The sequence below is a fragment of the Moorena sp. SIO3E8 genome (assembly GCF_010692445.1).
GTDB lineage: Bacteria > Cyanobacteriota > Cyanobacteriia > Cyanobacteriales > Coleofasciculaceae > Moorena > Moorena bouillonii.
On the sequence record NZ_JAAHHM010000085.1, the window covers coordinates 1 to 24,077 of the forward strand.

Genomic DNA, 24,077 nt, shown 5'->3' on the forward strand with positions numbered 1-24,077 from the left:
TTTCTGGGCATAGTTACAGGGTCTTTGTCTTAATTGACTTATACCATAGCGCTAGTAAAATGTCTATGTCCGATTTGTACGGTTAAATACTGTATTATCCCTATTTTTAGGGTTCTGATTGCTAGGCATTCTATTGTTGAAAGTTAACCGGTTGTTCGCCTTTGGCGTTCCCGTAGGGTAGGTTAACCGGTTGAAGGTTAACCGGTTGTTCGCCTTTGGCGTTCCCGTAGGGTAGGTTAACCGGTTGAAAGTTAACTGGTTGAAGGTTAACCGGTTAAAGGTTAATCGGTTGTTCGCCTTTGGCGTTCCCGTAGGGTAGGTTAACCGGTTGTAAGCTTCAACCAAACAACCTAGGCTACTTCGGACGCCAAAGGCGAACAACCTTGGCCAATAGGCCACGCTACGCGAACAACCAAACAACCTTTAACCTTCAACCCAAATGACTTTTGATAGCAACTTGGTATCAAATTATGCTCCTGTAGCCCAATTGGCAGAGGCGACCGTTTTAAAAACGGTCAGTTGTGGGTTCGACTCCCACCAGGAGTACTAACGGGGTGTGGCGCAGTTTGGTAGCGCGCTTGCTTTGGGAGCAAGATGTCGCAGGTTCAAATCCTGTCACCCCGACTTTACCCCTGTGATGGAATTGGTAGACATCACTCCCCCAGAACGAGTGTCTTGCAGGATGAATGCTTCCCCCACCTGCTAAGCGAGGTGTGGGTATCCGTCTTGATTACAAGGGCACTTATCCCTCGCGACAGGCGGCATTCTCGCCGAACAACCAGGACTTTTGCTGGATTGTTCCCCCAAGTCGTTTCCGCTATAGGGCTTATGTTTAGGAACTTTTACCTAGAGTCTGACGTGTATAAACCGACTACAAAGGATTTACAGGCTTGATTTTCCTTTCGTTAAGAGGTCGTGCCTCCAGGTTGCTCAGAATCTTGTTCTGCCCTTTGCCGTACCGCTCAAGATAGATAAATTATATCGCAATTTGCCGCTCCTTGAACCCCACCTGCGTTCTCGTGGTGGGGGAATGCGTCGCTCATTTTTGTTCAAATCCTGTCGGGAGTAGCAATTATCCAGATGTGGCGCAGTTTGGTTTAGTCCAGTTGACCAACAGTGAATTGGTCATAAGCGGAAATTCTGCCCCTCGGATCCAAACCCCTGTAGCCCAATTGGCAGAGGCTCTAGGCTTAGAACCTAGGTGTTACTGGTTCAAATCCAGTCAGGGGTATCGCAGGGATGGAGCAAGAGTAGGCTCGCCAGGTTCATACCCTGGAAATCAGTGAGTGCAACTCTCACCCCTGCCACCAATTTGCAGGCATGATGTCATAAGCTGTTCAGCATTTAGATTGGGATACCTAAATTGTTCAAAGGGAACAGGGAACAGGGAATAGGGAACGGGGAATAACCAATTTAAATGCACATCAGCTTATCATCTCTGCTTGAATACTTATCATTGAAAGGAGTTCGTAAATTTAAATTTTTCAAGTAACAAACAACCAATAAAAAGTAACGATTTTCCTGATTTTAATAGTTATCAAGAGAACCTGAACAATCTTGCTAATTGTTCATAATTTCAAAAAAAGAGCTCTTTACTACTGTTCCCTGTTCCCTGTTCCCTGTTCCCTTTTTATATCAATACTATGTTTACCTATAAAATAAAACTACTTTATAAGTTAACTAACAGCAGGGTTTACAAGTGATTAGCTAGGAGATACAAATGAAGAGATAAGGAGGGTAAAATGACAACTATGACTGTCACAGATGCTCTAGCAGAGTTAACCTTGCTGCAAAAGCGCATTGACTCAGCCAGAGCAGCTTTGGACAACAACACCTTAATTTCTGTGGTTGAAGTCGGTCAAGTGCCAACAGGCTTCAAATCAAGAGAAGATTATGAGATAAAAGCTAAAGCGGCTTTGCAAAAAGTGGATGCCTTGATTGCCAGAAGGCGGACGATCAAGAGAGTAATTGTCTTATCCAATGCTTCTACAATGGTTACGATTGCTGACCAAGAGATGACTGTGGCAGAAGCGATTGAGATGAAGATGTTTATCAGGTATTATGAAGCAGTTATCGGTACTATGCAGTTAGCATATACTAAAACCCTGAATCACTATAAGACGGCACAAGCACGAGTCAAAGACAGACTTGATAAACTAGCTCTGGAAGTGTTGGGGCAGAATGCATCGGTTGGTTCACAGAAGTATCAATCCTTGGCAGATAGCTTTCTAGCTAGAGAAGGGGTTGAACTACTGGATCCTACTAACCTGGCTGAAGAACTTGAGAGACGACAGACCTTTATTGAACAGTTCAAGTCAACAGTTGATCGAGTACTCTCTATTAGCAATGCCAGGACAATGATCGAAATTCCCGATTAAAATAGTGATAGGTGCTGGTCACTCGAAAATCTCTAAATTTATGGTTTTTAAGTAAGATGGATAGCTCATGGTAGGGCACATGATTTTGGTTCATGAAGTGTTGGTTCAAATCCGACTCCATCTTCGGATAAATTTAAAGGTCAAAGGTTAAAATTTAACCCTTAAACCTCAATCATCAAACCTTAGCTTATCAACTTTCAAACCATAAAAGTCAACCATCGATAAAATCCAGGGACTATGGTTGTAGGTTCCATAAAACCTTGAGGTTTCCACCTGGCTGAGTGGTCAGCATTCTCACCTTTTTAAACAATGGGTATCAATCGGGAATCGGGAATCGGGAATCGGGAATCGGGAATCGGGAACTAACCCAACTATACTTGATATCATTACTTAATTCAGCAACGCAAATTTGCTAGTCTCATTAGTCAGCAACGATTATAGCAAGAATAAATCAATTATAAAAAAAATATCGTTTTTTATATTACCCAAAATCTTTCTATACTTGATTAAATCTTGTCTCTTGCCTCTTGCCTCTTGCCTCTTGCCTTTCCTTAAGGGAGTATATTCACAATTGAAATAAAAATACTATATGACAATTTATTTTTACGGTACTCGCCAAAAACCCTATGGTTGTTTTTCCAACTTCTCCCGACATGGCTTTGAGCTAGATGAATTGTGGTGGGCGACTAGTGAGCATTTCTTCCAAGCCCAAAAATTTGTGACCACTGATTCCTCTTGGTATGACAAAATCCGTGAGGCAAAAACACCAAAGGAAGCAGCAAAAATGGGACGCGATCGCGTAGCGTGGCCTACGGCCAATCGCTCTCATCCTCTTCGTGATGATTGGGAAAAAGTCAAAGATGAGATTATGCAGCGAGGAGTGTTACGAAAATTTGAAACCCATGGTGATCTTCGTCAGTTACTACTTGCTACAGGTGATCAGCTAATTGTTGAGAATTCACCCATAGATTATTACTGGGGTTGTGGTGCTGATGGTAGTGGTAAAAACAAACTAGGAGAGATTTTAATGACAGTCAGGGCAATATTGCGTGACAAGCAACTTGATGCTAACGATAGCATTTTTCTTTGAGTTGTGAACAGAGGATTTATAGAAAAAGGGAGCAGGGAGCAGGGAGCAGGGAGTAGTAGGAAAGAGATCCAAAAAGTTTTGATGTTATGAACAATCTTGCAAAAGTATTTTTATGATACTGTTTGCGTCAATTCTTGTCCACTGTTCCCTATTCCCTGTTCCCTGTTCCCGACAACTGCCGCGAAGTCTAATAATTAGGAATTTGTATTGTTTTAAACAACGTGGTGTCTGAAGCCAAAGTGGTCGCGGCGCTGGTTTGTGGAACCAGTCATAACGGGTTCAAGTCCCGTCAGACACCCTTAGGTGCGACCCGTGATGGCGAGCAATCCCTTGACCGTAGGTCACGCGGGGCGCGTTCGCCATCACGGAAAGCGCACCTTAAGGAAGATGCCGCCGAGTGGACGGCAATCGGTCTTGAAAACCGTGGTACGGCAGTGATGTTGTAGGGGTTCGATTCCTCCATCTTCCTCTAGCCACCAGAAGCCGAAAAGCGAGGCACTGTGCTGATAACGCAGTGGTAGGAGGGGCAGTACCTCCCTGGTGGATTTCCCTTCTACACGCGATGAAGCAAAGCTTCCGCTAAAAGCGATTGGCCTATGGCCACGCTACGCGAACGCTAACTTGATCAACTCCTGTGAAGCAGTTGATCAGCTAGACGAAGGTATGTTAGTCCTGGCACTACCCCAGGAATTTTATCATCCATCCCTGGATAGAGACCGAGATTTACCTCTCTGGGAAGATCGAGATGGGCAGCTCAAGCGATCGCTAAAGGAAAAAACAGTTGAAACAGATTCAAAATGTCTTAAACTAATGGCAAATGTATAGTTATAACATCAAAATAAATTTCTATGCAGCTTGGTCCTGGTTTATTAATAACATTTTTGTACTACTTCACCTGCACAACCCTAATTACCACTGTCTTTTCCTCCCAAGTTTTGAGGCTAAGTCTGGTGACAGGGATGCCCTATAGTGTTGGTGTAATTTTTGGCTTAATCGGTGGTTTATTAGGTACCTACTTCAATCGAACCGTTACAGTATCCCTAGAATTCAAGAGTAAGAAAGTTTTTACAGTTGCTCTCCAGGATGCTCTGACCGAAATGGGGTTTGAGGAAACATCAAAGCTAGATGATTTTGTAGTTTACCAACGTCCAGCCCTCAGTAATCTTTTCTCTGGCAAAGTATTTGGACAAATCGGTAAAGGTAAAGCTATCATTGCTAGCCGTTCCATAAATATTAAGCGAATCAGCCGTAAACTATCGAAGAATTAGACACACTATCAATAATTTTTATAAAACCTAATTTTTAAAACCTGGCGGTGATTATAAATCACGGCAATAGTATCAGTATATCCAACACACTATAGCTGATAAAATAGAGCCTAAACCCTTAAATTATTTATTAAGTCTTCGCAAAGCTCCAATGATAACTAACTTACCGTATAATTTAGTTCGGGATCCATAAATTTCTACGTCAATCTTGCTGCCATCTTTACACTGACCAGGAAAGGTAAAGTAGAGATTTTTACCCTGACCCTGAAGACAATTAGTTATTCGCTCATCCACAAATTTACGCTTGTCTTCAGCCACTACTTGTAGTAAGGATTGCAGAGAAATAAGTTCACCAAAGGAATAGCCAAAAATTTCTGCCATTTTGGGATTAACATAGAGAAAATTGCCTTTACTATAAATTATGTAAATTCCCAGGGAAGAGAAATTATCTGAACTCTCAGTGAGCTTATTTGTTGGGGATAAAACTGGATAGTTCTGAGGAGACTGTTGCCCTAGCTGTTGTTGTTGACTGTGGAGTTGAGCATTCTCTAAGATCAAAGCCATGGACTCAGCAGTCATTTCCATTAAACGGGCAGATTTACCACCAAAGTGTCCCGCCTGGGAATGCATTAGGGTGATAATGCCTAATAACCTCTTGCCCCTGAGAATAGGAACAGCTAATACTGAGCGTACTTGATAGGGCTGATTAGGTAAGGTAAGCCAGCGGTCATCATCCATAGTATCAGTGATCAGCCCAACTTCGCGATGGCGGCTAACCCAACCAGCTAAACCTTGGTCTAGAACCTGACCAATGATCTGCTTTTTATATCGTGGGAGGGTTGCACCGCGAGCTAGAATACTCTCAGTGACCACACCATCAGCATTGAGTAAAAACAGGCTACTATCCTCTGCCTTAGTGAGCCGACCAGCAACGTGGAGTATATCTTGTAACAAAGCTCTCAGCATCAGGGAGCCAGAGGCGGTTTGCATCATGGTGGCATAGGTTTTAAATAGCTGATGTTGAGCACTGAAGACGATTCGTGTAGCTTTAAGTTGATCCACTTGTCGGCGCAGTGCTTTCACTTCCTGAATCAGCTGTTGTTTAGATTTATTCAGATCACTCATATTTACCTCCATCAATCAGCCTGCGCCAATCCCACATTAGTCTACAGGCTTATAGCAAGTTGCGTTTCTGATGTTTAATTTACCTATGGGGTCAGGAGGACTTGGGGGAAATTTCCGCTCTTCCCAATTCCTTTTTGTTTATTCTTTGACTGCAACTTGGTATCAGGTAATTGGTATCGGATAATAGGTATTTTCTCATCAACGGTTAGGTAAAAATAGTAACTGTAACTCGTCTTGCCCTATTTAACCTTGAGTTATCCTCGATCTTCCCAATCTAAACCAGCTGCTGGTAATCAGACATCCTATGGCACCAACAACCAGCAGAAAAATCTCTTCAACCGCACTCGTGCCAGTTTACAGCAAGCCTTGTCCTGGTACAGCAATTTTCATCGGTCCCAGGGGAATCCTGCTAATGTGGAAATGCAAGCCTTGCTGCAAACTGAATTAGAGGTTTTGCAGTCTAGCCTAGACAAACTTGACCAAGGATTGATTCGCATTGCCGCTTTTGGTTTGGTTAGTCGTGGTAAGTCAGCAGTAATTAATGCATTGCTGGGAGAAAAAATTCTTAAAACTGGTCCGATTCACGGTGTCACTCAATGGCCGAAGTCAGTACAGTGGACACCTAGGTCCGACAGTGAAGTCCTCTTGGAGTTGATTGATACGCCAGGATTGGACGAAATCCATGGGGAAGTCAAGGCGCAGATGGCGCGGGAGGTGGTATCCCAAGCCGATTTAATTTTATTTGTGGTGGCTGGTGATATCACTCGCACTGAATATCAAGCTCTTTGTGAACTGCGGCAAAGCCAAAAGCCTCTAATATTGGTATTTAACAAAATTGACCTCTATCCAGAACAAGACCGGGAGGCAATTTATCAACAGTTGCAACAACTGGGTACCGGTAGTCCCAAGGATCGGCGTTTACAAAAGATGTTGTCAGCGGATGAGATTGTTCTAGTGGCAGCAGAACCAGCTTCTATGGAAGTACGGGTGGAGTGGCCTGATGGTAGAGTGACCTATGAATGGGAAACTCCACCTCCGAATGTGGATCAGCTTAAACAGAAAATTTTCAGTCTACTTAACCGAGAAGGGCGATCACTTTTAGCCCTCAACGCTCTATTTCAAGCCCGCAATGCTCAAAATATTATTGCCAAAAAAGCCATTGAGTTACACAAAACGGAAGCAGAAGACTTAATCTGGCAGTTTGCCAAGTACAAAGCACTAGCAGTCGCCCTCAATCCGATTGGAATTTTAGATGTGTTAGGAGGTACTGTGACTGACTTGGTGATGATTCGTTCTCTAGCGCGGCTGTATGGTCTACCCATGACTAGCTATGAAGCAGGTAAGCTATGGCAAAAGATTTTGATCAGTTCTGGAGGCTTACTGCTAGGTGAACTGGGTACCAGTGTGCTTTTTGGTGTAGGTAAGAGTGCATCAGTAGTTATCGGTCCGAGTGGCTTGGGTGCCTTTGCTGGGGCAGCAATTACCCAAGCTGGAATTGCGGGTTATGGGGCTTATGCTGTTGGTCAAGCGGCACAGGTTTATCTCGAACAAGGTTGCTCTTTCGGACCACTAGGAGCAAGTACCGTCATTAAAGAAATTCTAGACCGGGTGGAGCCAGACACTATTGTTTTTCGTCTGCGGCAAGAATTGGAAAGACAGCTAGGAGAGTGATAAAACTTAATTCCTTAACCTTTTCCCTAATTTTACCTAAATTTTACACCTGGCAAGTTTTTTACCGGAGTCGTAGATTGGGCATGTGTAGATATTCAACAGAGAAAAATCACTGCCAGCCCATCGCGATTCAGGAGAAGACCCATGTTCAAAAGACTAATTCAAGCCGCCATGCTCACTTTATTGCTTCACCTAATTGCAAACCTGACACCACCAGACTCTCAACAGCCTGTCAATTTGTCACCCTCAGACGTGAAACTTGTCTATGTCTTGAGCTAGACCATCGGTCAGTGTTCCAAACCGATTTTTATGGGGGTTATGGGCTGGATAATTATCTATGGTTAATTCTCCATGGTTCATTAGTTTTCATTAGTACTGTTGCAATGAACTATGAACCATGAATCTTAGATTTTACCATAAGAGTAATGGCAGATTTAATGGCAGGTAAACCAAATAATAGGCGGTTTTTCCAGGTCATTCCTATTTGAAAATTTGTAACTAATAATTCTCGATAAAATTTGGTAATATTGCCATATAGATCAACCTACATTTTACCGGTAACAAATTTGATAGTTTTTTGTTTTGTTAATTTTTGGATTTCAAATAAGATTGATATTTGAATTTAATCAATAAAACTCCTAGTTCATAGATATCAATTCTTTGTTCAGTTTGTTATAAAAGTTTTTTTGAAAATAGATTTTATAGTTTTATCCTATACTATAGCCAACCATTTCCTCAAAGTCATCAAAATCTATATCAGTCTTTAGTTCAATCAATGACTATTCTGACACAGCCTGTTGTAGGATGTTTTTGGGTAAGGGAAAATAATTGGTACTTTTCAGGAGAGTTGTTAACGTCGATATCAATGGGATAGCGAAAATTATTAGAGCGATGCCGCAGAATCAGGTAATCACCAGGCTGGATACCTTTTCCTTGTCCTGCCATCTGACCCCTTCGTGATCAATGGAATCAAAGAAATAGTCACGTTGTAAGCATATGCGCGTAGCGCATATGCTTACCAATAATGTGCTGATAGGGAGCCCGGTTAACTTCTTATAAGTCTTGGCTTTTCGTGACTTGAAAGTTGATCATTTTCAATTTTCAATTTTCAATTTTCAATTTTCAAGTCACAGCCATGGGCTCTACAGTATTAGAAGTAATTAACCGGACTTGGGATTAGGTCTTAGAATTTGAATGTAGTTCTCAAAGCACCAATCACGACATCCTCGTTATCACTGTCTCCAAAGGGAGCAGCAATCCAGATTAATCCGGGAGTAATCGAGATATTATCATTTACCTGATACTTGTAGAAGCCTTCAACATGAATGGCGGTATCATCATCACCACCAACATAAGGCTCAGAACCAGCGATTATACCAAGTAAGTTACCTTCTTTGCCAAAGTCTGGTAATGCTAGTCCTAGACCGTAGTACCAAATCTCAGCATCACCATTGCCACCAGAAGCTTGTTCAGCATCGGTGTAGCCACCATAGGCATTAATTACTAAATTGGGAGAGAATCGAAAAGAGGCTTCTACGCCGTAGGAGTTAGTGTTGGCCGTTACATCTCCTCCCTCACCAAAGGGTGCCCTGGCGTTTTCAGTTCCGACACCTGTATCAAAGATAGCGTTGCCATCATCAAAGTCATTGAAGTAGGCACGAACGTAGGTGAAGGCTAACTGGAAGCTGTCGCTAGGGGAAAATGTCAGCTGACCTAAGGCAGAAAACTCACCATTGAATAAACCCTGACCTTCAGAGGGGTCAAAGGAATTGCCACCAAAGTAACCTGCACTCAATACTACCGCATCGGCGAGGCTAAAGTTGATGCCTAGTCCACCACCTGCGCCTAAACCAATTTTATAGATGGGGCTAGATTCAGCATAGCTGGAAAGAACACCGCTAGCGCCAGTGAAGTCATCCAGGTAGGGGCTGACGGTGGGGACGAAATCTTGCCAAAGGGGAAAGGCAGCTGGCAGATAAACATCAATATTATCCCCAATCGGGAAGTAGTAGGCTAGCCAACCAATACCCAGATCGTTGCCGCTGTCAAAGCTGTAAGTAAAGGCACCTTGGTCTGTGCCATCAAAGGTAGCTGCATTACCGGCATCCAGACGGGTGTAGAGCGCATCTTTACCGGTGAAACTGGAGACAAACGCTAAACGTACCCGGTCTTGGAACACGACTTGGTTGTCACTGTCTTCACCAAAGGCGTTGGCAATAGAGAAGACCACTTCCCCTTCTAGCTTGGTGGTGGTAGAAAACTGATGGTCTTCTAAAAATGCCACCCGTCCTTCTAAGTTATCGACTCGTGCACCGAGAGTAGCCAATTCTGATTCAAACTCCTGAATCAGCCGTTGCAGGGTTTCTAAGTCTTCACGAGTGATAAAATCAGCGGTAGACGCAGCAATTAAACGCTCAATTTGGTTCAAGCAAGCATTTAAACCAGCGGCAAATTCATACCGGGTTGTGGCGCGATTCCCACGAAACGTGCGATTGGGGTATCCTGCAATACAACCGTAGCGCTCTACTAAACTCCGTAGCGCTTCATAAGCCCAGTCTCCAGGAGATACATCACGCAGTTGGGAAACACTGGTGACTTGACCCATGGAAGCTGACTCTTGTTTACTCTGTTTGATGAGTTTATCAACCGACACCTGCTTTGATTGTGCAGGCATTTGCGACCGGTTTACTGAATCAATGATTTCTGAAACCTCTTGTGCGATCGCTCCCTCAGATGCTGCCCATTGGGATACCAACATCAATGGACTCATCAGTAACATCGAGCGTAATTGTTTATTCATTGTGCTCACTCACACCTGTCATCAGTCTAATGGATGAAAGTAACAAAGCTCTGACCAGGTGTTTGTAGTCTTTGATACAAAAGATTACTTATATAGTTGACTGTTGATGGTACGCTGTCAGGACTTAGGTACAACTGCCCAGCAAACCCTATAAGTAATAGGAATTCTTTACTTGTAAGCATATGCGCTACGCGCACGCTGCGCGAACAGCCGTCAGCTATCAGCTAATGGGTTAGGTCAGATTTTATCTGGGCAAACTAATGACAAACTCGGCTCCCTGAGCTGGTTCTGAAACCACCTCAATTTTACCCCGATGCTGGGTAATAATTTGGTAGCTAATGGCGAGTCCCAAGCCAGTTCCCTGGCCTGGATCTTTGGTAGTGAAAAATGGGTCAAATATCCGGTCTTTAATTGCTGCGGGAATCCCAGGGCCATTGTCAGCGATTCGGATAACTACCCAGTTTTGGTCAACTAGCTCGGTTTGAATCCGAATGGTGAAGACTGGGGATGGGCAACATTCAAGACTGTTGTGTTCTATAGCCTTGTGTTCTGTAGCATCCTTTTCTATGGCATCAAGGGCATTTGCCAAGATATTCATAAATACCTGATTCAGTTGAGCTGGGTAGCAATCCACCAAAGGTAAATCCCCATACTGCTTGATCACCTCAATCCCTGGATTGAGGCGGTTGCTGAACAGAACCAGAGTATTGTCAATTCCTTCATGGATGTTAACTGGTTTCATCTCGGCTTCATCCAATCGGGAAAAATTCCTCATCGAAAGCACAATTTCACGAATGCGCTCAGCTCCCCCTTTCATGGAAGCGATGATTTTAGGCAAGTCTTGGGCCAAAAATTCCAGATCAATCTCTTCGAGCTGATTTTGAATCTCTGGGTCAGGGTTGGGATAATACTGCTGATAGAGTTCCACCAGAGAGAGTAAATCCTCAATATAATCACTGGCAAAGAACAGATTGCCGTAGATAAAGTTGATGGGATTGTTCATTTCATGGGCAATACCAGCCACCATAGTACCCAAACTGGACATTTTTTCGTTTTGAATCAGCTGGATTTCCGTTTGCTGGAGTTCCTGGGTGTAGTCAGCCATACCGTGAATCAGCTGATTGAGAGAAGTGGCTAAGACACCCACTTCATCTCGGGTCGTGACTGGTGCTTGCAGGGTGAAGTTAGACTCCTGTTTGACCTGTTCGGTGATCTCAGTCAGGCTTTTGAGTCGCTGTGCGATCGCATTACTGGTATGAATAGCTAATAGGATTGCGATCGCAACTGAGGCGATCATACTGCTGTAGATGATCCCATTGCAGCACTGCTCAGCACGCTTAAGGGCACTCAAGGCTTGCTTCTGTTTGACTTGAGCTGCTCTAATCAGCTGGTCTGACTTCTCAAAAAAGCCTTCTAGGGCAGTGGTTAATTCAGGATTGTTCTGTTCCAACAGTTGCTTTTGGGCAAGTTTAAGCGCACCTAAGGGTAAGTTTCCAGACTCGATTTCCGACAACAGGGATTGAATCAGAGTCTTGTAGGAATCAATAATGATCCTGTAGGTCTTCACTAAATCCAGTAACTGATTGGTATTCGTTTTAGAACAAGTATCAAACTCTCTGACAAACCCTTCCGCTTCCAACAGCAGTTGCTGAGTTTGGTCAATTTTGTCTTGAACCAGCTGTAGGTCTTCCATGGGAACAGCAAGCGCACCTAAGTAGGGATAGGAACGTAGGTCTAAAATCGCGATTTGTAAATTTTTCAGGAGATGTTCTTGTTTTTGGGAACGAGTTAGTTCAGCCAGTGCTGCCTTTTGGTAATGCTGGCCAATCCCTAATCCAGTGGTTGTTCCCAAAATTGCCAAACCAATGGAGAGTGCATAGCCAACAAAAACTTTCTGCCTAATGCTTGCACTGGTTAGGAATTGATTGATCAAGCTGATTCTGGATGCCCGTGAGTTAGGCTGACATCCAGTCTGATATCCTTGGAAATTCTCCCCTGACAAAGCTTAAATCTCGCCAAATGTTAGCCCATGAGTCGAAGCGTGTTTATTAATACACCTAATGGTCAATCTGTACAGTGACTTACAAGACAACAGCCTACAATACAACCGTAAGTTGATAAGTTTAGCAATAAAACATGAATAGATGATGCCTAATGACTTTAACATGCTATTTTTAGGCAAAACTATGCTTTTTTCCAGGTTATTTAACCATAGTAACAGATACTGGCTTCGCTTGCTCTCTCTTGCTTTTGTAAATAAGGTTTTGCTTATCCAGACTGTAAAGAGTTTATTAACAGAATGTGAATAGATAATGCTCACCATGGGTAGATCTGATCCAAAAAAATGTTAAAAAATGTTAAAAAATGTCAATCTTTCATGAACTGATCGAAAGTTTAGGTTTTTTGTATCCTAATTAACAGTTTACTTGCCATTCTAGGTCTAACATCACACCCTAGCTTCGCAATTTTTTCAATGAGGCTACAGCCAAATTTGGTAGAGGATGGTACGAAAGTATGGTAAGTGGATTAGGACGACGTAAATTTCTGCTTTATAGCTCGGCGGCATTGGGAACCAGTCTTCTGTTGAAGGCTTGCGCTGAAGACAGCTCGGGTCCTTCAGAGGCTAGTGCTGGTGGGGAAGATACAATCAAAGTGGGTATTCTCCACTCCCTGACTGGCACCATGGCAATTAGTGAGACTACTGTGGTAGAAGCTGAAAAGCTTGCTATCAAGGAGATTAATGAAGCTGGGGGAGTATTAGGCAAGAAAATTGAGCCTATTGTTGAAGATGGTGCGTCTGACTGGCCAACCTTTGCTGAGAAAGCGGCCAAACTGATTGATAAGGATCAAGTCGTTACTATTTTTGGTTGCTGGACATCGGCTAGTCGTAAGGCTGTGCTACCAGTGTTTGAATCCAAAGACCATATGCTGTGGTATCCTGTGCAGTACGAAGGGCAGGAATGTTCCAAGAATATTTTCTACACAGGTGCTGCACCAAATCAGCAGATTGAGCCAGCGGTAGAGTGGTTGCTGGAAAACAAGGGCAAAAAGTTTTTCTTAGTGGGCTCGGATTATGTTTTCCCTCGCACCGCTAACACAATTATTAAGGAGCAACTCAAAGCTCTGGGTGGAGAGACCGTGGGCGAGGATTACCTTCCCCTTGGTAATACAGAAGTTACCCCGATCATTTCTAAGATTAAAGCCGCACTACCAGATGGTGGCGTAATCTTTAACAGTCTCAACGGGGATAGTAACGTCGCTTTCTTCAAACAACTCAAGGGTGCTGGACTCACTCCAGATAAATATCCCACGATGTCGGTGAGTATTGCAGAAGAGGAAGTCCGGCAGATCGGTCCAGAATTTCTAATTGGTCAGTACGCCGCCTGGAACTACTTCCAATCTGTCGATAGCCTCGATAATAAGCAGTTTGTGGAAGCCTTCAAAGCCGAGTATGGCGAAGACCGGGTAACCAACGACCCCATGGAAGCCGCTTACATTATGGTTTACCTATGGAAGCAGGCGGTAGAGCAAGCTGGAACTACTGACCTAGAGCCTGTGCGCAAAGCTGCTATCGGTCAAAAATTTGGCGCACCAGAAGGACCAGTAGAGATGTATCCGAATCATCACATTTCCAAGACAGTGCGCATTGGTGAAATCCAAGCCGATGGTCAGTTCAAAATTGTCTCATCCACTCCTAAACCAGTTTCTCCCATCCCCTGGAATCAATATGTAGCGGAAACGAAAGGGTATGGGTGTGACTGGACTGATCCCAATAAGGGAGGAAAGTACAAAAAGGAGAAAGCATAAGTGATCAAGGATGAATTATGACCTATGAAGTAAACTACTTAGCATTTAAAATCGAGTTTTGTTAGTTGAGTGTTGAGTGCTTAATGTAAACTTCAAAAACATAAAAATAAAGTAGTTTTCACCATTCATAATTCATCCTGCATAATTAACCATTCATAATTCATCCTTCATAATTCATAGTTAATTATTAAATTGTGCTGCCACTTTTAGAAGGAATTTTTAACGGGATTAGTATTGGCTCCGTGCTACTGATTGCTGCCCTAGGACTAGCGGTTGTATTTGGACTGATGGGCGTGATTAATCTTGCTCACGGCGAGTTAATGATGTTGGGCGCTTATACAACTTATGTTGTCCAAAATACCTTTAAAGCCTTTTTGGGCGATTCGTTGTTTAATGTCTATATATTTTTTGCCCTGCCCATAGCTTTTCTGGTGGCAGCGTTGGTAGGACTGGTATTAGAGAGGGGGGTCATTCGTTATCTATATGGGCGACCGTTGGAAACCCTTCTCGCTACTTGGGGGGTAAGTTTGATATTGCGGCAGTTTGTCCGCAGTGTAAATTGGGTATTGGTGATTGGGATTGGGGTATTTTGCCTGCTGTTTTTTGGGTCAAGGTGGGTTCTAAGCCGTCGTTTAGATTGGCAGAGAATTCGCAATTGGGCGATCGCTTTGATGGTATTCTTATCTCTAGGAATTGCCATCGTAACTGGGGTGTTGTTAGGACAAACGGGTCAACGGGGAATTACTCGACCTTGGTTTAGTGCCAGAAATGTAGACGTGACTCCACCAGCATGGCTTCAAGGGGGATTTCCGATTGGTAACTTCCAATTGCCCTATGCCCGGATCTTTATCATTATTTTGACGATTATTTGTCTATTGGGAACCTACTGGTTCTTAAATCGCTCCAGTTGGGGATTACGGATTCGAGCTGTTACCCAAAATCGCAGTATGAGTGCTTGCTTAGGTATCCCTACAGAAACGGTAGATGCCTTAACATTTGCCCTAGGTTCTGGTTTAGCTGGTGTAGCAGGTTGTGCGATTACATTACTAGGTTCTGTCGGTCCCAATACTGGTCAAAATTATATCGTCGATACTTTTATGGTGGTGGTGGTTGGCGGTGTCGGAAACTTACTGGGAAGCATAATAGCCGCCCTAGCAATTGGTACACTGACCTATCTGATTGGTTCGGGAAGCATAGCCTTTATGTTGATGCCAGTAGAGTTCCTGAAACCGGTAACGGACTTCTTTACCTTCTTTGCGACCACCAGTATGGCAAAAGTTATGGTCTTCGCTTTAATTATTACCTTTTTACAAGTGAGACCTTCAGGAATATTCCCACAAAAAGGACGCACGGCAGAATTATAGCGTTTCTCGTACTTATGAGGTACAGTCAATTGTATTGCCCCGATTCCCTACTCCCTACTCCCTACTCCCTACTCCCTACTCCCTACTCCCTACTCCCTACTCCCTACTCCCTTTGCTAAAGTACCTCACTAAATTGAGAACTGCTATAGTTGCTATTTTCATAAATTATGACGTATGTATCTAGAACACAAGCCATTAAAAAGCAGCGGCGACGAAAGTTAATCATAGAAATAGTAGCAATCGTAGCAATTGCTCTAGTTTTCGCGTTATTAATGCCAGCAATTTTGCCGGATTTTCGCCTCAAGCTGTTGGGGCGTTTTTTGTCATTATCTATTGTCGCGATTGGGATTGACCTGATTTGGGGGTATACCGGACTGCTGAGTCTAGGACATGGTATATTTTTTGCGTTGGGGGGCTATGCTTTTGCTATGCACCTCAAACTGCAATTACCAGAAGGAGAAATACCGGAATTCTTCACCCTCTATGGAGTGAAAGAACTCCCATTCTTCTGGCAGCCATTTTATTCGTTTCCTTTCACCCTAATTGCTATTGTTTTAATTCCCAGTATCGTGGCAGGATTGCTGGGTTATCTGGTATTTCGTAACCGGATTAAAGGGGTTTATTTCTCGATTTTGACCCAAGCCGCACTGCTGGTTTTATTCAATTTTTTCAATGGGCAGCAAAAGCTAATTAATGGTACTAATGGGTTGAAAACTGATACAGAAACCCTGTTTGGAATGTTAGTAAGTTCTAAACAAGCTCAGTTAGCTTTCTACGAAATTAGTATCCTGTGTGTGGTTCTGATCTACTTATTGTGCCGTTGGTTAACCAGTGGACGTTTTGGTCGGTTGTTAATTGCCATACGGGATGATGAGAATCGGGTGCGTTTCTCTGGCTACGATCCTACCGGATTCAAAGTCCTGGTATTTGCGGTTTCTGGGGGAATCGCTGGAGTGGCTGGGGCGCTTTATACCGTACAATCAGGGATTGTTACCCCCAGCTATATGGAAGTAGCGTTTTCCATTGAGATGGTGATTTGGGTGGCTGTGGGAGGACGAGCAACTCTAGTGGGAGCAATTCTGGGTACTTTATTAGTCAGACTAGGTCAAACCTTGTTGAGTGAGCAATTTCCCGAAGTTTGGCTATTTTTCCAGGGCGCGCTGTTCCTAATTGTAGTGACAGTACTGCCTAATGGTATTGTCGGCTGGTTGCGAGACGAGGGAATTGAACAAATGCGATCGCTTTTTGGTGCCGAAAAACCAGTGATAACAACTTATCCCAGCCTAGAAAAAGACCCAGTAGTCCAACGGGAAAAAGAAGAGGTTGGTCGTTAATCCATTGCATGGTTATGAGAACAAGGGAGCAGGGAGCAGGGAGCAGGGAGCAGGGAACAGGGAACAGGGAGCAGGGGGATAGGGTTTGTTTTATAGCAATTCTCTATGCCATGAGGTACAAAGGGATCCCCCTAAATCCCCCTTATCAAGGGGGACTTTGAGGTTGATAAGCGTACCTCTGTCTATGCCATGAGCTACAAAGGGATCCCCCTAAATCCCCCTTATCAAGGGGGACTTTGAGGTTGATAAGCGTACCTCTGTCTATGCCATGAGCTACAAAGGGATCCCCCTAAATCCCCCTTATCAAGGGGGACTTTGAGGTTGAGAAGCGTACCTCTCTCTATGCCATAAGGTACAAAGGGATCCCCCTAAATCCCCCTTATCAAGGGGGACTTTGAGGTTGAGAAGCGTACCTCATAAATCCTATAAACGCTATATAACTGAATAATATCCAATTTAAATGGACAACAGCTTAGTTATTATTCATTAGTTATTTCCCTCATTCGCGATTGCATCAAGACAATGATGTACACAGGATTTTTTCCCGATTCCCGATTCCCGATTCCCGATTCCCGATTCCCGATTCCCGATTCCCGATTCCCGATTCCCGATTCCCGATTCCCGATTCCCTATTCCCTATTCCCTAAAAACAATGAACTCGAAAATTCTTGAAATTGATAACTTAACTGTAAGTTTTGACGGCTTCAAAGCAATTAACCAGTTTAACTTTAGTATGGATGCTGGGGAATTGCGAGTGATGATTGGTCCTAATGGTGCTGGTAAAACTACGTTTCTGGATGTAGTGACTGGGAAAGTACAGCCCACGGAGGGACGGGTGTTGTTTAAAGGAAGGGATTTGCGAGGCTTATCGGAACACCAAATCTCTCGCTTCGGGATTGGTCGAAAATTTCAGACACCACGAGTCTACCTAAATCTAACTGTTCGGGAAAACTTAGATTTAGCCTGCAATCGTGATAAAAATGTGTTTTCCACCCTGTTTGGACGTACATTACCGGGGGAAAAACGGACAGTAGCGGGTTTGCTGCAAACCATTGGGTTAGTGGAAAAAGCGAATTTACTGGCAGAGTTACTCTCCCATGGGGAAAAACAGCGGTTAGAGATTGGGATGTTAGTGGCTCAGGCTCCGGATTTATTACTAGTAGATGAACCCGTTGCTGGTTTAACCGATGAAGAAACAGAAAATGTCGGAGATTTGCTGTTAGCTCTAGCTAAGAGTCATTCCATTATTGTGATTGAACACGATATGGAATTCGTGCGCCAGATTGCTCGTAAAGTAACTGTGTTACATCAGGGATCAGTGTTGTGTGAAGGCACAATGGATCAAGTCCAAAATGACCCCAGGGTGATTGAAGTGTATTTAGGAGAAAAGCCATCGATTACAGCAGAGCAAATGAAAATGCTACGGATTGTGTCTGCTATGGCTTGGTCTGATGGTGATCTGGCACCAGAAGAAATTGATGTGATGATATCTCGCTTTAGCCAAGTGTTTGCTACAGATGCAGAACAACAGCAAGAATTACAACAAGAGTTACAGAATTATTTAGCACTTAATGTTTCCATCGAAGAGTTGACTACTGAAATAGAAAGTATTGAAGAACGAAAACTCATCCTAAAGCTGGCTTATGAAGTGATTAAATCAAGTTCCCGTACACCTACCGAACCAAAGATTAACGATGCTGAAGCAGCGGCTTACCGAAACTTAGTGAAGCTATTAGATCTGCCAGCAGAAGTCGTAAAAAGCTTGGAAGCAGAAGTAGGAGAAGGGTAAAGGGTAAAGGTTATATAGCAATTTTACGACTTGTGAGGTACAAATATCTAGGTTTTAGGGAGCAGGGAGCAGGGAGCAGGGAGCAGGGAGCAGGGAGCAGGCAATAGGCAAGAGGAACCCACCCCTAACCCCTCCCAGGAGGGGAAGGCAAGAGGCAAGAGTTAATGCAATATATCAGGATTTTTGCGATTCCCGATTCCCGATTCCCGATTCCCGATTCCCGATTCCCGATTCCCGATTCCCGATTCCCGATTCCCGATTCCCGATTCTAAATTCTAAATTCTAAAACACTCTTATGTTGCAAATTTCCAATTTAAATGTCTACTACGGTGAAAGCCACATTCTCAGAAATGTAGATTTGAATGTACCAGCAGGACAAATGGTTTGCCTGATTGGACGGAATGGTGTGGGCAAAACTACTCTACTCAAAACGATTATGGGATTACTGAAACCCCGCACTGGCACCATTACCTTTGCTGGTCAACCCCTGACTAAACTATCTACCGATAAACGAGCCAGATTAGGAATTGGCTATGTTCCCCAAGGGCGGGAGATTATCCCTCGGGTAACGGTGAAAGAGAATTTGTTGCTGGGTTTAGAAGCACGTCGAGGGGGTAGAAAGGCTGAAGACGACATCCTAGACACTATCTTTGAGCTGTTTCCAGTCTTAAAATCAATGTTGTCCCGGATGGGTGGTGACTTGAGTGGTGGACAACAGCAACAATTAGCGATCGCACGGGCATTAATGGGACGTCCTCAGTTATTAGTGTTAGACGAACCCACCGAAGGGATTCAACCGTCGATTATTTTGGAAATTGAAGCGGCTGTGCGCCGGATTATTAAAACCACTGGGATTTCTGTGCTCTTGGTGGAGCAGCATCTACATTTTGTCCGACAAGCTGACCGCTACTATGCCATGCAGAAGGGTGGCATTGTGGCATCCGGGGCGACTAGTGAACTGAGTCAGGATGTGATTCAGCAATTCTTAGCGGTTTGAATCGTTACATAGCGGTTTTTAATTTGGTGAGGTACAGAGTTTCTGGTTTTAGGGAACAGGGAACAGGGAACAGGGAAGAGTAAACCACCCCTAACCCCTCCCAGGAGGGGAAGAGGGAACAGGGAAAAAAATGTGTACCTCATTAGGGCAAAAACAGCTATAGATATTATATAGAATATATTACAATACTAGTGTATTGACTTATAACTTATGTCTAACAATCCTTATTACAATCTTAGTGTTGATGACCAAACGATCATCATCAAGATTGATAAGACAGCAATTGATTATCAGCAACTGACCCAACTCCTCAACTATCTTGAATTCAAGTCAATCAGCCAGCGCAGTCAACTCACAGAAGAGGTAGCGGCTGAATTAGCTGATGAGATTGACTCTACCGTTTGGTCTAAGGTTAAGTCTAAACTTGATAAGTAGTAAATTGTGATCGGACAAAACCAAGCAGTTATAGTTGATACCAACATTTTGTTCTCAGCATTACTCTACAGATAAATCCCGTTTTAATGAGTTACTACTCGACTCAAATTATGGCGTTGCTTAATAATGGAATGATTTTAAGAGTGAGGTGGAATAGGCATCTTGCTGTGGAATGGGCATCAGGCGTGGAACTGGCATCTTGTGTAGAACTGGCATCTTGTGTAGAACTGGCATCTTGCCAGTTTCCTCCTTATTTTCGGGCGGGCAGGATGCCCACTCTACTCCTATTCATTCAAAGACTGACGCAACGCCCAAATTATAACTTTTTTATCTGTGAGCAGGTGCTGGTAGCAGGAAGTTCAGCCACGGTTCATCTCGCGCTCTAGATCGTTAAAGTCAACAGCAAAGACATCAATTTGTTCCCGGGCTAGGGCGGCCAGAAAGTCCCTACGGTTTAACCCTGCGACGGAGGCTGCTTTTTCCATGGAGATTTCCCGCTTTTGATACCAGTAGATAGCAGCAGCAAGCCGCATTTCCTGCACAAATTCTTCTGGGGGAAGGCGACGGGCACTAAAAACCTCTTCAGGTAAGTTAATTGTGACTTCTGACATTAGTTATGTGCTAAAATTTGGTATTCTTGAAAGGGTGCATCTCATTTTTGCCGTTTGACCAGATGGTGCGTTACGGGAGGGATTATCCTAACACTACAATCATGGCTCCCCCGTCCCTAACGCACCCTACGAACTTGATAAGTATAGCAGTTTTTAGTTTAATGAGGTACAAAGGATTTTTTCCCTCTTGCCTCTTGCCTCTTGCCTTTTACCTGCTCCCTGCTCCCTACTCCCTGCTCCCTCAAAAAAATGTACCTCACCTAATTTAAAACCGCTATAATTGAATAAAAATGGCTGTACCAGAACATTTTGTTAAGAAAATAAGAGAAGCAAAAGAGAAGCAGCTTAAACAGTTAAATTTAAGCCGTGATTTTTTTTCTTACGATGGTGACCAGTTAACTGAAATCCTAACTGAAGTTTCTAATTTATCACAGTTGGAAGTATTGATTTTAAGCGGAAATCAATTAACAACAGTCCCAGAATCCCTCACCAAGCTTACCAATTTAACCCAGCTTGATTTAAGCGGAAATCAATTAACAACAGTCCCAGAATTCATCGGAAAGCTAACTAATTTAACCGAGCTTGATTTAAGCGATAATCAATTAACAACAGTCCCAGAATTCATCGGAAATCGAACTAATTTAACCGAACTTTATTTAAGCTTTAATCAATTAAAAACAGTCCCATAATCCCTCACCAAGCTTACCAACTTAACCCAGTTTCATTTATACAAAAATCAATTAAAAACAGTCCCAGAATTCATCGGTAATTTAACTAATTTAACCGAGCTTTATTTAAGCTTTAATCAATTAACAACAGTCCCAAAATCCATCGGAAATCTAACTAATTTAACCGAGCTTTATTTAAGCTTTAATCAATTAACAACAGTCCCAGAATTCATCGGAAATCTAACTAAATTAACCAAGCTTATTTTGGGCAGAAATCAATTAAAAAAAGTCCCAGAATCCCTCACCAAGCTTACCAACTTAACCCAGCTTGATTTGGCTAAAAATCAATTAAAAAAAGTCCCAGAATCCCTCACCAAGCTTACCAACTTAACTCAGCTTGATTTAAGCGAAAATCCACTTGAAACTCCACCAATAGAAATTGCAGAAAATGGTATTGAAGCAATCAGAGATTATTTCCGACAACTGAAAGAAGGAAAAGATTATATCTATGAAGCAAAACTCCTCATTGTCGGTGAAGCAGGTGCTGGAAAAACAACACTAGCAAAAAAGATAGAAAACCCAGACTATCAACTACAGGAAAACGAAAAATATACAGAAGGGATTGACATTATCCAATGGACATTTCCACTGGATAACGGTCGAGACTTTCGGGTTAATATCTGGGACTTTGGGGGACAAGAAATTTATCACGCCACCCATCAATTCTTCCTGACCAAACGTTCTCTTTACACCCTAATAGCAGATACCAGGAAAGAAGACACAGACTTCCACTACTGGCTTAATATAGTAGAACTCTTAAGCGACAACAGTCCTCTCTTAATTATCAATAATGAGAAACAAGATCGTCATAGAGAAATAAACGAACGCGCCTTACGGGGACAGTTTACCAACTTGAAAGAAACCCTAACAACTAACCTAGCGACTAACCGAGGTTTAAAGAAGCTTCTTACCCAAATTAAATTTTATATTAGCAACCTCCCCCACATCAAGGAAGCAGCTTTACCTAGAACATGGAAACAAGTCAGAGAAGCTTTAGAAGAAGATAGCCGTAATCACATCAGTCTGGAGGAATATCTAAACATCTGCTCAAACAATGGGTTTACTTTATACAAGGATAAATTACAGTTAAGCGGGTACCTACACGATTTGGGAGTGTGTTTGCATTTTCAAGATGACCCTCTATTAAAGAAAACGGTGATTCTCAAACCGGAATGGGGTACTTATGCTGTATATAAAGTGCTGGATAACGATGACGTTATTCGCAATCTAGGTTGCTTTAACCGCGCTGATTTAGAAAAAATTTGGTCTGAAGAAAACTATGCTTATATGCAGGATGAACTGCTACAATTGATGATCAAGTTTCAACTTTGCTATCTAATCCCTGGGAGTAAAGATAGCTACATCGCGCCACAACTACTAACGTTAAATCAGCCTGAGTATGATTGGGATGAATCTGACAATCTAATTCTCCGCTATACCTATGAATTCATGCCCAAAGGTATTATAACTCGGTTTATTGTGGTCATGCATAACTGGATTGACCAGCAGCAACATGTGTGGAGAAGTGGTGTTATCTTAAACAAAGATAACACGAAAGCAGAAGTAATTGAATATTACGAACAGCGAGAAATTAAAATTAGAGTTACTGGTAGACATAAACGAGACTTGTTGACTACTGTTACTTACGAACTAGATCAGATCCATGATTCTTATAACCGATTGAGGTGTAGTAAGTTAATCCCCTGTAATTGTTCTAGTTGTAAAAACAGTCAAACTCCTGATTTCTATGAATTTGATAAATTAAGAGAGCGGATTGCTTATGGTAAGAATACGATTGAATGTGGTAGTCCTCCCTATAATACAGTTATAGTATCAAGTTTAATTGATGATTATAATATAGGTTTCAAGCCGCTCAATAAAGATCAACAACCAGATATCCGACAGCCAAACAAAGCTGATAGATCTATTATTATTAATAATAATATTGAAGCGACAGGGAGTAAAACTATGTCTGAAAAAAACGAATTCAAGGTTGGGGACGGAAGTACGGTAATAGGAGCAGGAGGTAGAGAGTCTAACAACAATACTATCCAAGCTACCGTCAATGAGTCACCCACAGAGGAGAAATGGAATCTCTCAAATCAACTTGCTCTGTACGGCATAATAGCGACTTTATTTGTAGGATTAGGAGCTTGGCTGTTTAGCGGACTTCTTAATGACAAGGTAATAGAATGGTTTAGTCCAGATCCAGGAACACAAGAAGAGCAAGTAGATTAATCGTAGGGTGTGTCTTAAAACTCGGAGATCCCCCATTATCCCCCTTAAAAAAGGGCAGGGCTGTTTCATTATCAATAAAATAGAAGAGAATCGGAGATAATTACTCTTAAGTACAAAAACTGAGGATATACTTCAGATTATGGCTCATTTCACTGATTGCGGCCTTAATCGAGTCAAAGCCATGTGCTCGAATAAGGGTTAAAACCCAGGTTTTGAGCAAAGATAAGTTTTTTGGAGCAAATCCTGATCTTTGGGGACTAATATCTTCCTCGTAAATGACATCTTTGACCCAATGAAGAGAATTTTCAATCAGCCAATGTCCAAGGCCTAAGGCCACGCTACGCGAACGAATGCCATCGACCAAACGACGAGCCAATCGGAGATTTTGAAGAAAGATAATAACTAATGCTTTTGAATGGTTCATTACCACGAGTTCCACTGC

Annotated in this window: 22 protein-coding genes, 7 tRNA genes and 2 pseudogenes; 24 read left to right on the top strand and 7 right to left on the bottom strand. The window is 42.8% G+C overall.

The window, feature by feature from the left end; all coding sequences use genetic code 11:
- Positions 1-472: 472 nt before the first annotated feature.
- From F6K46_RS26925 to F6K46_RS26975, 11 genes are all read left to right on the top strand, one after another.
- Positions 473-546, top strand: a tRNA-Leu gene (locus F6K46_RS26925).
- Between the two features lie 4 nt (positions 547-550).
- Positions 551-624, top strand: a tRNA-Pro gene (locus tag F6K46_RS26930).
- A 533-nt stretch (positions 625-1,157) separates the two neighbouring features.
- Positions 1,158-1,231, top strand: a tRNA-Leu gene (locus tag F6K46_RS26935).
- A 2-nt stretch (positions 1,232-1,233) separates the two neighbouring features.
- Positions 1,234-1,310: transfer RNA gene (locus F6K46_RS26940), tRNA-Met, on the top strand.
- Between the two features lie 432 nt (positions 1,311-1,742).
- Positions 1,743-2,378, top strand: a complete 636-nt coding sequence (locus tag F6K46_RS26945; protein WP_293055781.1) for a hypothetical protein — start codon at positions 1,743-1,745, stop codon at positions 2,376-2,378.
- Between the two features lie 54 nt (positions 2,379-2,432).
- Positions 2,433-2,502, top strand: a tRNA-Gln gene (locus tag F6K46_RS26950).
- Between the two features lie 465 nt (positions 2,503-2,967).
- Positions 2,968-3,468: an NADAR family protein gene (locus F6K46_RS26955; protein ID WP_293055778.1), complete on the top strand. Its 501-nt coding sequence runs from the start codon at positions 2,968-2,970 to the stop codon at positions 3,466-3,468.
- 224 nt (positions 3,469-3,692) lie between these two features.
- Positions 3,693-3,766: transfer RNA gene (locus F6K46_RS26960), tRNA-His, on the top strand.
- 83 nt (positions 3,767-3,849) lie between these two features.
- Positions 3,850-3,938: transfer RNA gene (locus tag F6K46_RS26965), tRNA-Ser, on the top strand.
- Positions 3,939-4,008: 70 nt separating this feature from the next.
- Entirely contained in the window at positions 4,009-4,293 is a 285-nt protein-coding gene (locus F6K46_RS26970; protein WP_293055776.1) for a hypothetical protein, read from the top strand.
- 23 nt (positions 4,294-4,316) lie between these two features.
- A complete protein-coding gene (locus tag F6K46_RS26975) occupies positions 4,317-4,736 on the top strand; it encodes a hypothetical protein (RefSeq protein WP_293055774.1) in 420 nt (139 codons plus the stop codon).
- Between the two features lie 123 nt (positions 4,737-4,859).
- Here F6K46_RS26975 and F6K46_RS26980 read toward each other — a convergent pair whose 3' ends face one another.
- On the bottom strand, positions 4,860-5,861 hold the full coding sequence (locus F6K46_RS26980) for a PAS domain S-box protein (RefSeq protein ID WP_293055772.1): 1,002 nt from the start codon (positions 5,859-5,861) through the stop codon (positions 4,860-4,862).
- A gap of 249 nt (positions 5,862-6,110) precedes the next feature.
- On the opposite strand from F6K46_RS26980, the gene F6K46_RS26985 reads away from it, so the two are divergent.
- Positions 6,111-7,532 (top strand): GTP-binding protein, encoded by a 1,422-nt coding sequence (locus F6K46_RS26985; protein ID WP_293055770.1) that lies wholly within the window; start codon positions 6,111-6,113, stop codon positions 7,530-7,532.
- A gap of 83 nt (positions 7,533-7,615) precedes the next feature.
- The gene (locus F6K46_RS26990; protein WP_293117537.1) at positions 7,616-7,933 is read left to right on the top strand and encodes a hypothetical protein; all 318 of its coding nucleotides are present in this window, start codon (positions 7,616-7,618) and stop codon (positions 7,931-7,933) included.
- Positions 7,934-8,300: 367 nt separating this feature from the next.
- On the opposite strand, the gene F6K46_RS26995 is transcribed toward F6K46_RS26990, so the two are convergent.
- The 3 genes from F6K46_RS26995 to F6K46_RS27005 all read right to left on the bottom strand — a co-directional run bounded on the left by F6K46_RS26995 (position 8,301) and on the right by F6K46_RS27005 (position 12,334).
- Entirely contained in the window at positions 8,301-8,477 is a 177-nt protein-coding gene (locus F6K46_RS26995; RefSeq protein ID WP_158069535.1) for a hypothetical protein, read from the bottom strand.
- Between the two features lie 238 nt (positions 8,478-8,715).
- Positions 8,716-10,332: an iron uptake porin gene (locus F6K46_RS27000; protein WP_293055767.1), complete on the bottom strand. Its 1,617-nt coding sequence runs from the start codon at positions 10,330-10,332 to the stop codon at positions 8,716-8,718.
- 244 nt (positions 10,333-10,576) lie between these two features.
- Complete coding sequence (locus F6K46_RS27005; protein WP_293055764.1) at positions 10,577-12,334, bottom strand: ATP-binding protein; 1,758 nt, start codon at positions 12,332-12,334, stop codon at positions 10,577-10,579.
- A 512-nt stretch (positions 12,335-12,846) separates the two neighbouring features.
- Between F6K46_RS27005 and urtA the strand changes: the two genes are divergently transcribed.
- The 6 genes and pseudogenes from urtA to urtE all read left to right on the top strand — a co-directional run bounded on the left by urtA (position 12,847) and on the right by urtE (position 19,623).
- Complete coding sequence (gene urtA / locus F6K46_RS27010; RefSeq protein WP_293023549.1) at positions 12,847-14,139, top strand: urea ABC transporter substrate-binding protein; 1,293 nt, start codon at positions 12,847-12,849, stop codon at positions 14,137-14,139.
- 194 nt (positions 14,140-14,333) lie between these two features.
- Positions 14,334-15,503, top strand: coding sequence for a branched-chain amino acid ABC transporter permease (locus tag F6K46_RS27015; protein ID WP_293055761.1), 1,170 nt, complete (start codon positions 14,334-14,336; stop codon positions 15,501-15,503).
- Positions 15,504-15,670: 167 nt separating this feature from the next.
- Positions 15,671-16,837, top strand: a complete 1,167-nt coding sequence (gene urtC / locus F6K46_RS27020; protein ID WP_293055758.1) for an urea ABC transporter permease subunit UrtC — start codon at positions 15,671-15,673, stop codon at positions 16,835-16,837.
- Positions 16,838-17,359: 522 nt separating this feature from the next.
- Entirely contained in the window at positions 17,360-17,509 is a 150-nt protein-coding gene (locus F6K46_RS27025; RefSeq protein WP_293055755.1) for a hypothetical protein, read from the top strand.
- Positions 17,490-18,227, top strand: a pseudogene (urtD, locus tag F6K46_RS40275) (urea ABC transporter ATP-binding protein UrtD); the annotation flags it as partial. The gene F6K46_RS27025 and the pseudogene urtD, both read left to right, overlap by 20 nt.
- 694 nt (positions 18,228-18,921) lie before the next feature.
- A complete protein-coding gene (gene urtE, locus F6K46_RS27035) occupies positions 18,922-19,623 on the top strand; it encodes an urea ABC transporter ATP-binding subunit UrtE (RefSeq protein ID WP_293044592.1) in 702 nt (233 codons plus the stop codon).
- On the opposite strand, the gene F6K46_RS27040 is transcribed toward urtE, so the two are convergent.
- A complete protein-coding gene (locus tag F6K46_RS27040; protein WP_293055749.1) occupies positions 19,602-19,766 on the bottom strand; it encodes a hypothetical protein in 165 nt (54 codons plus the stop codon). The two genes, urtE and F6K46_RS27040, sit on opposite strands and share 22 nt — an antisense overlap.
- Positions 19,767-19,833: 67 nt before the next feature.
- On the opposite strand from F6K46_RS27040, the gene F6K46_RS27045 reads away from it, so the two are divergent.
- Together F6K46_RS27045 and F6K46_RS27050 are read left to right on the top strand one after the other, a co-directional pair.
- Entirely contained in the window at positions 19,834-20,058 is a 225-nt protein-coding gene (locus F6K46_RS27045) for a hypothetical protein (protein WP_293044590.1), read from the top strand.
- An 86-nt stretch (positions 20,059-20,144) separates the two neighbouring features.
- Positions 20,145-20,444: a hypothetical protein gene (locus tag F6K46_RS27050; RefSeq protein WP_293055746.1), complete on the top strand. Its 300-nt coding sequence runs from the start codon at positions 20,145-20,147 to the stop codon at positions 20,442-20,444.
- Here the strand turns inward: F6K46_RS27050 and F6K46_RS27055 are convergent.
- Entirely contained in the window at positions 20,418-20,669 is a 252-nt protein-coding gene (locus F6K46_RS27055) for a UPF0175 family protein (protein ID WP_293055743.1), read from the bottom strand. The two genes, F6K46_RS27050 and F6K46_RS27055, sit on opposite strands and share 27 nt — an antisense overlap.
- A gap of 290 nt (positions 20,670-20,959) precedes the next feature.
- Here F6K46_RS27055 and F6K46_RS27060 point away from each other — a divergent pair, with 290 nt between their 5' ends.
- From F6K46_RS27060 to F6K46_RS27070, 3 genes and pseudogenes are all read left to right on the top strand, one after another.
- Positions 20,960-21,358, top strand: a complete 399-nt coding sequence (locus F6K46_RS27060) for a leucine-rich repeat domain-containing protein (protein WP_293055740.1) — start codon at positions 20,960-20,962, stop codon at positions 21,356-21,358.
- A 27-nt stretch (positions 21,359-21,385) separates the two neighbouring features.
- Positions 21,386-21,748, top strand: a pseudogene (locus tag F6K46_RS40280) (leucine-rich repeat domain-containing protein); the annotation flags it as partial.
- A 93-nt stretch (positions 21,749-21,841) separates the two neighbouring features.
- Complete coding sequence (locus tag F6K46_RS27070; RefSeq protein WP_366664728.1) at positions 21,842-23,635, top strand: COR domain-containing protein; 1,794 nt, start codon at positions 21,842-21,844, stop codon at positions 23,633-23,635.
- 106 nt (positions 23,636-23,741) lie between these two features.
- Here F6K46_RS27070 and F6K46_RS27075 read toward each other — a convergent pair whose 3' ends face one another.
- A complete protein-coding gene (locus tag F6K46_RS27075) occupies positions 23,742-24,059 on the bottom strand; it encodes a hypothetical protein (protein WP_293055737.1) in 318 nt (105 codons plus the stop codon).
- Between the last annotated feature and the right edge of the window lie 18 nt (positions 24,060-24,077).

Excerpts from the sequence above, each read along its gene's own strand:
- F6K46_RS27060 (WP_293055740.1), top strand. The coding sequence starts at position 20,960 with ATGGCTGTACCAGAACATTTTGTTAAGAAAATAAGAGAAGCAAAAGAG.
- F6K46_RS26975 (WP_293055774.1), top strand. The coding sequence starts at position 4,317 with ATGCAGCTTGGTCCTGGTTTATTAATAACATTTTTGTACTACTTCACC.
- F6K46_RS26945 (WP_293055781.1), top strand. The coding sequence starts at position 1,743 with ATGACAACTATGACTGTCACAGATGCTCTAGCAGAGTTAACCTTGCTG.
- urtC (WP_293055758.1), top strand. The coding sequence starts at position 15,671 with ATGACGTATGTATCTAGAACACAAGCCATTAAAAAGCAGCGGCGACGA.
- F6K46_RS27000 (WP_293055767.1), bottom strand. The coding sequence starts at position 10,332 with ATGAATAAACAATTACGCTCGATGTTACTGATGAGTCCATTGATGTTG.
- F6K46_RS27045 (WP_293044590.1), top strand. The coding sequence starts at position 19,834 with ATGTCTAACAATCCTTATTACAATCTTAGTGTTGATGACCAAACGATC.
- F6K46_RS27050 (WP_293055746.1), top strand. The coding sequence starts at position 20,145 with ATGAGTTACTACTCGACTCAAATTATGGCGTTGCTTAATAATGGAATG.
- F6K46_RS26980 (WP_293055772.1), bottom strand. The coding sequence starts at position 5,861 with ATGAGTGATCTGAATAAATCTAAACAACAGCTGATTCAGGAAGTGAAA.
- F6K46_RS26990 (WP_293117537.1), top strand. The coding sequence starts at position 7,616 with ATGTGTAGATATTCAACAGAGAAAAATCACTGCCAGCCCATCGCGATT.
- F6K46_RS26955 (WP_293055778.1), top strand. The coding sequence starts at position 2,968 with ATGACAATTTATTTTTACGGTACTCGCCAAAAACCCTATGGTTGTTTT.
- F6K46_RS26995 (WP_158069535.1), bottom strand. The coding sequence starts at position 8,477 with ATGGCAGGACAAGGAAAAGGTATCCAGCCTGGTGATTACCTGATTCTG.
- urtE (WP_293044592.1), top strand. The coding sequence starts at position 18,922 with ATGTTGCAAATTTCCAATTTAAATGTCTACTACGGTGAAAGCCACATT.
- F6K46_RS27055 (WP_293055743.1), bottom strand. The coding sequence starts at position 20,669 with ATGTCAGAAGTCACAATTAACTTACCTGAAGAGGTTTTTAGTGCCCGT.
- F6K46_RS27075 (WP_293055737.1), bottom strand. The coding sequence starts at position 24,059 with ATGAACCATTCAAAAGCATTAGTTATTATCTTTCTTCAAAATCTCCGA.
- F6K46_RS27025 (WP_293055755.1), top strand. The coding sequence starts at position 17,360 with ATGATGTACACAGGATTTTTTCCCGATTCCCGATTCCCGATTCCCGAT.
- urtA (WP_293023549.1), top strand. The coding sequence starts at position 12,847 with ATGGTAAGTGGATTAGGACGACGTAAATTTCTGCTTTATAGCTCGGCG.
- F6K46_RS27040 (WP_293055749.1), bottom strand. The coding sequence starts at position 19,766 with ATGAGGTACACATTTTTTTCCCTGTTCCCTCTTCCCCTCCTGGGAGGG.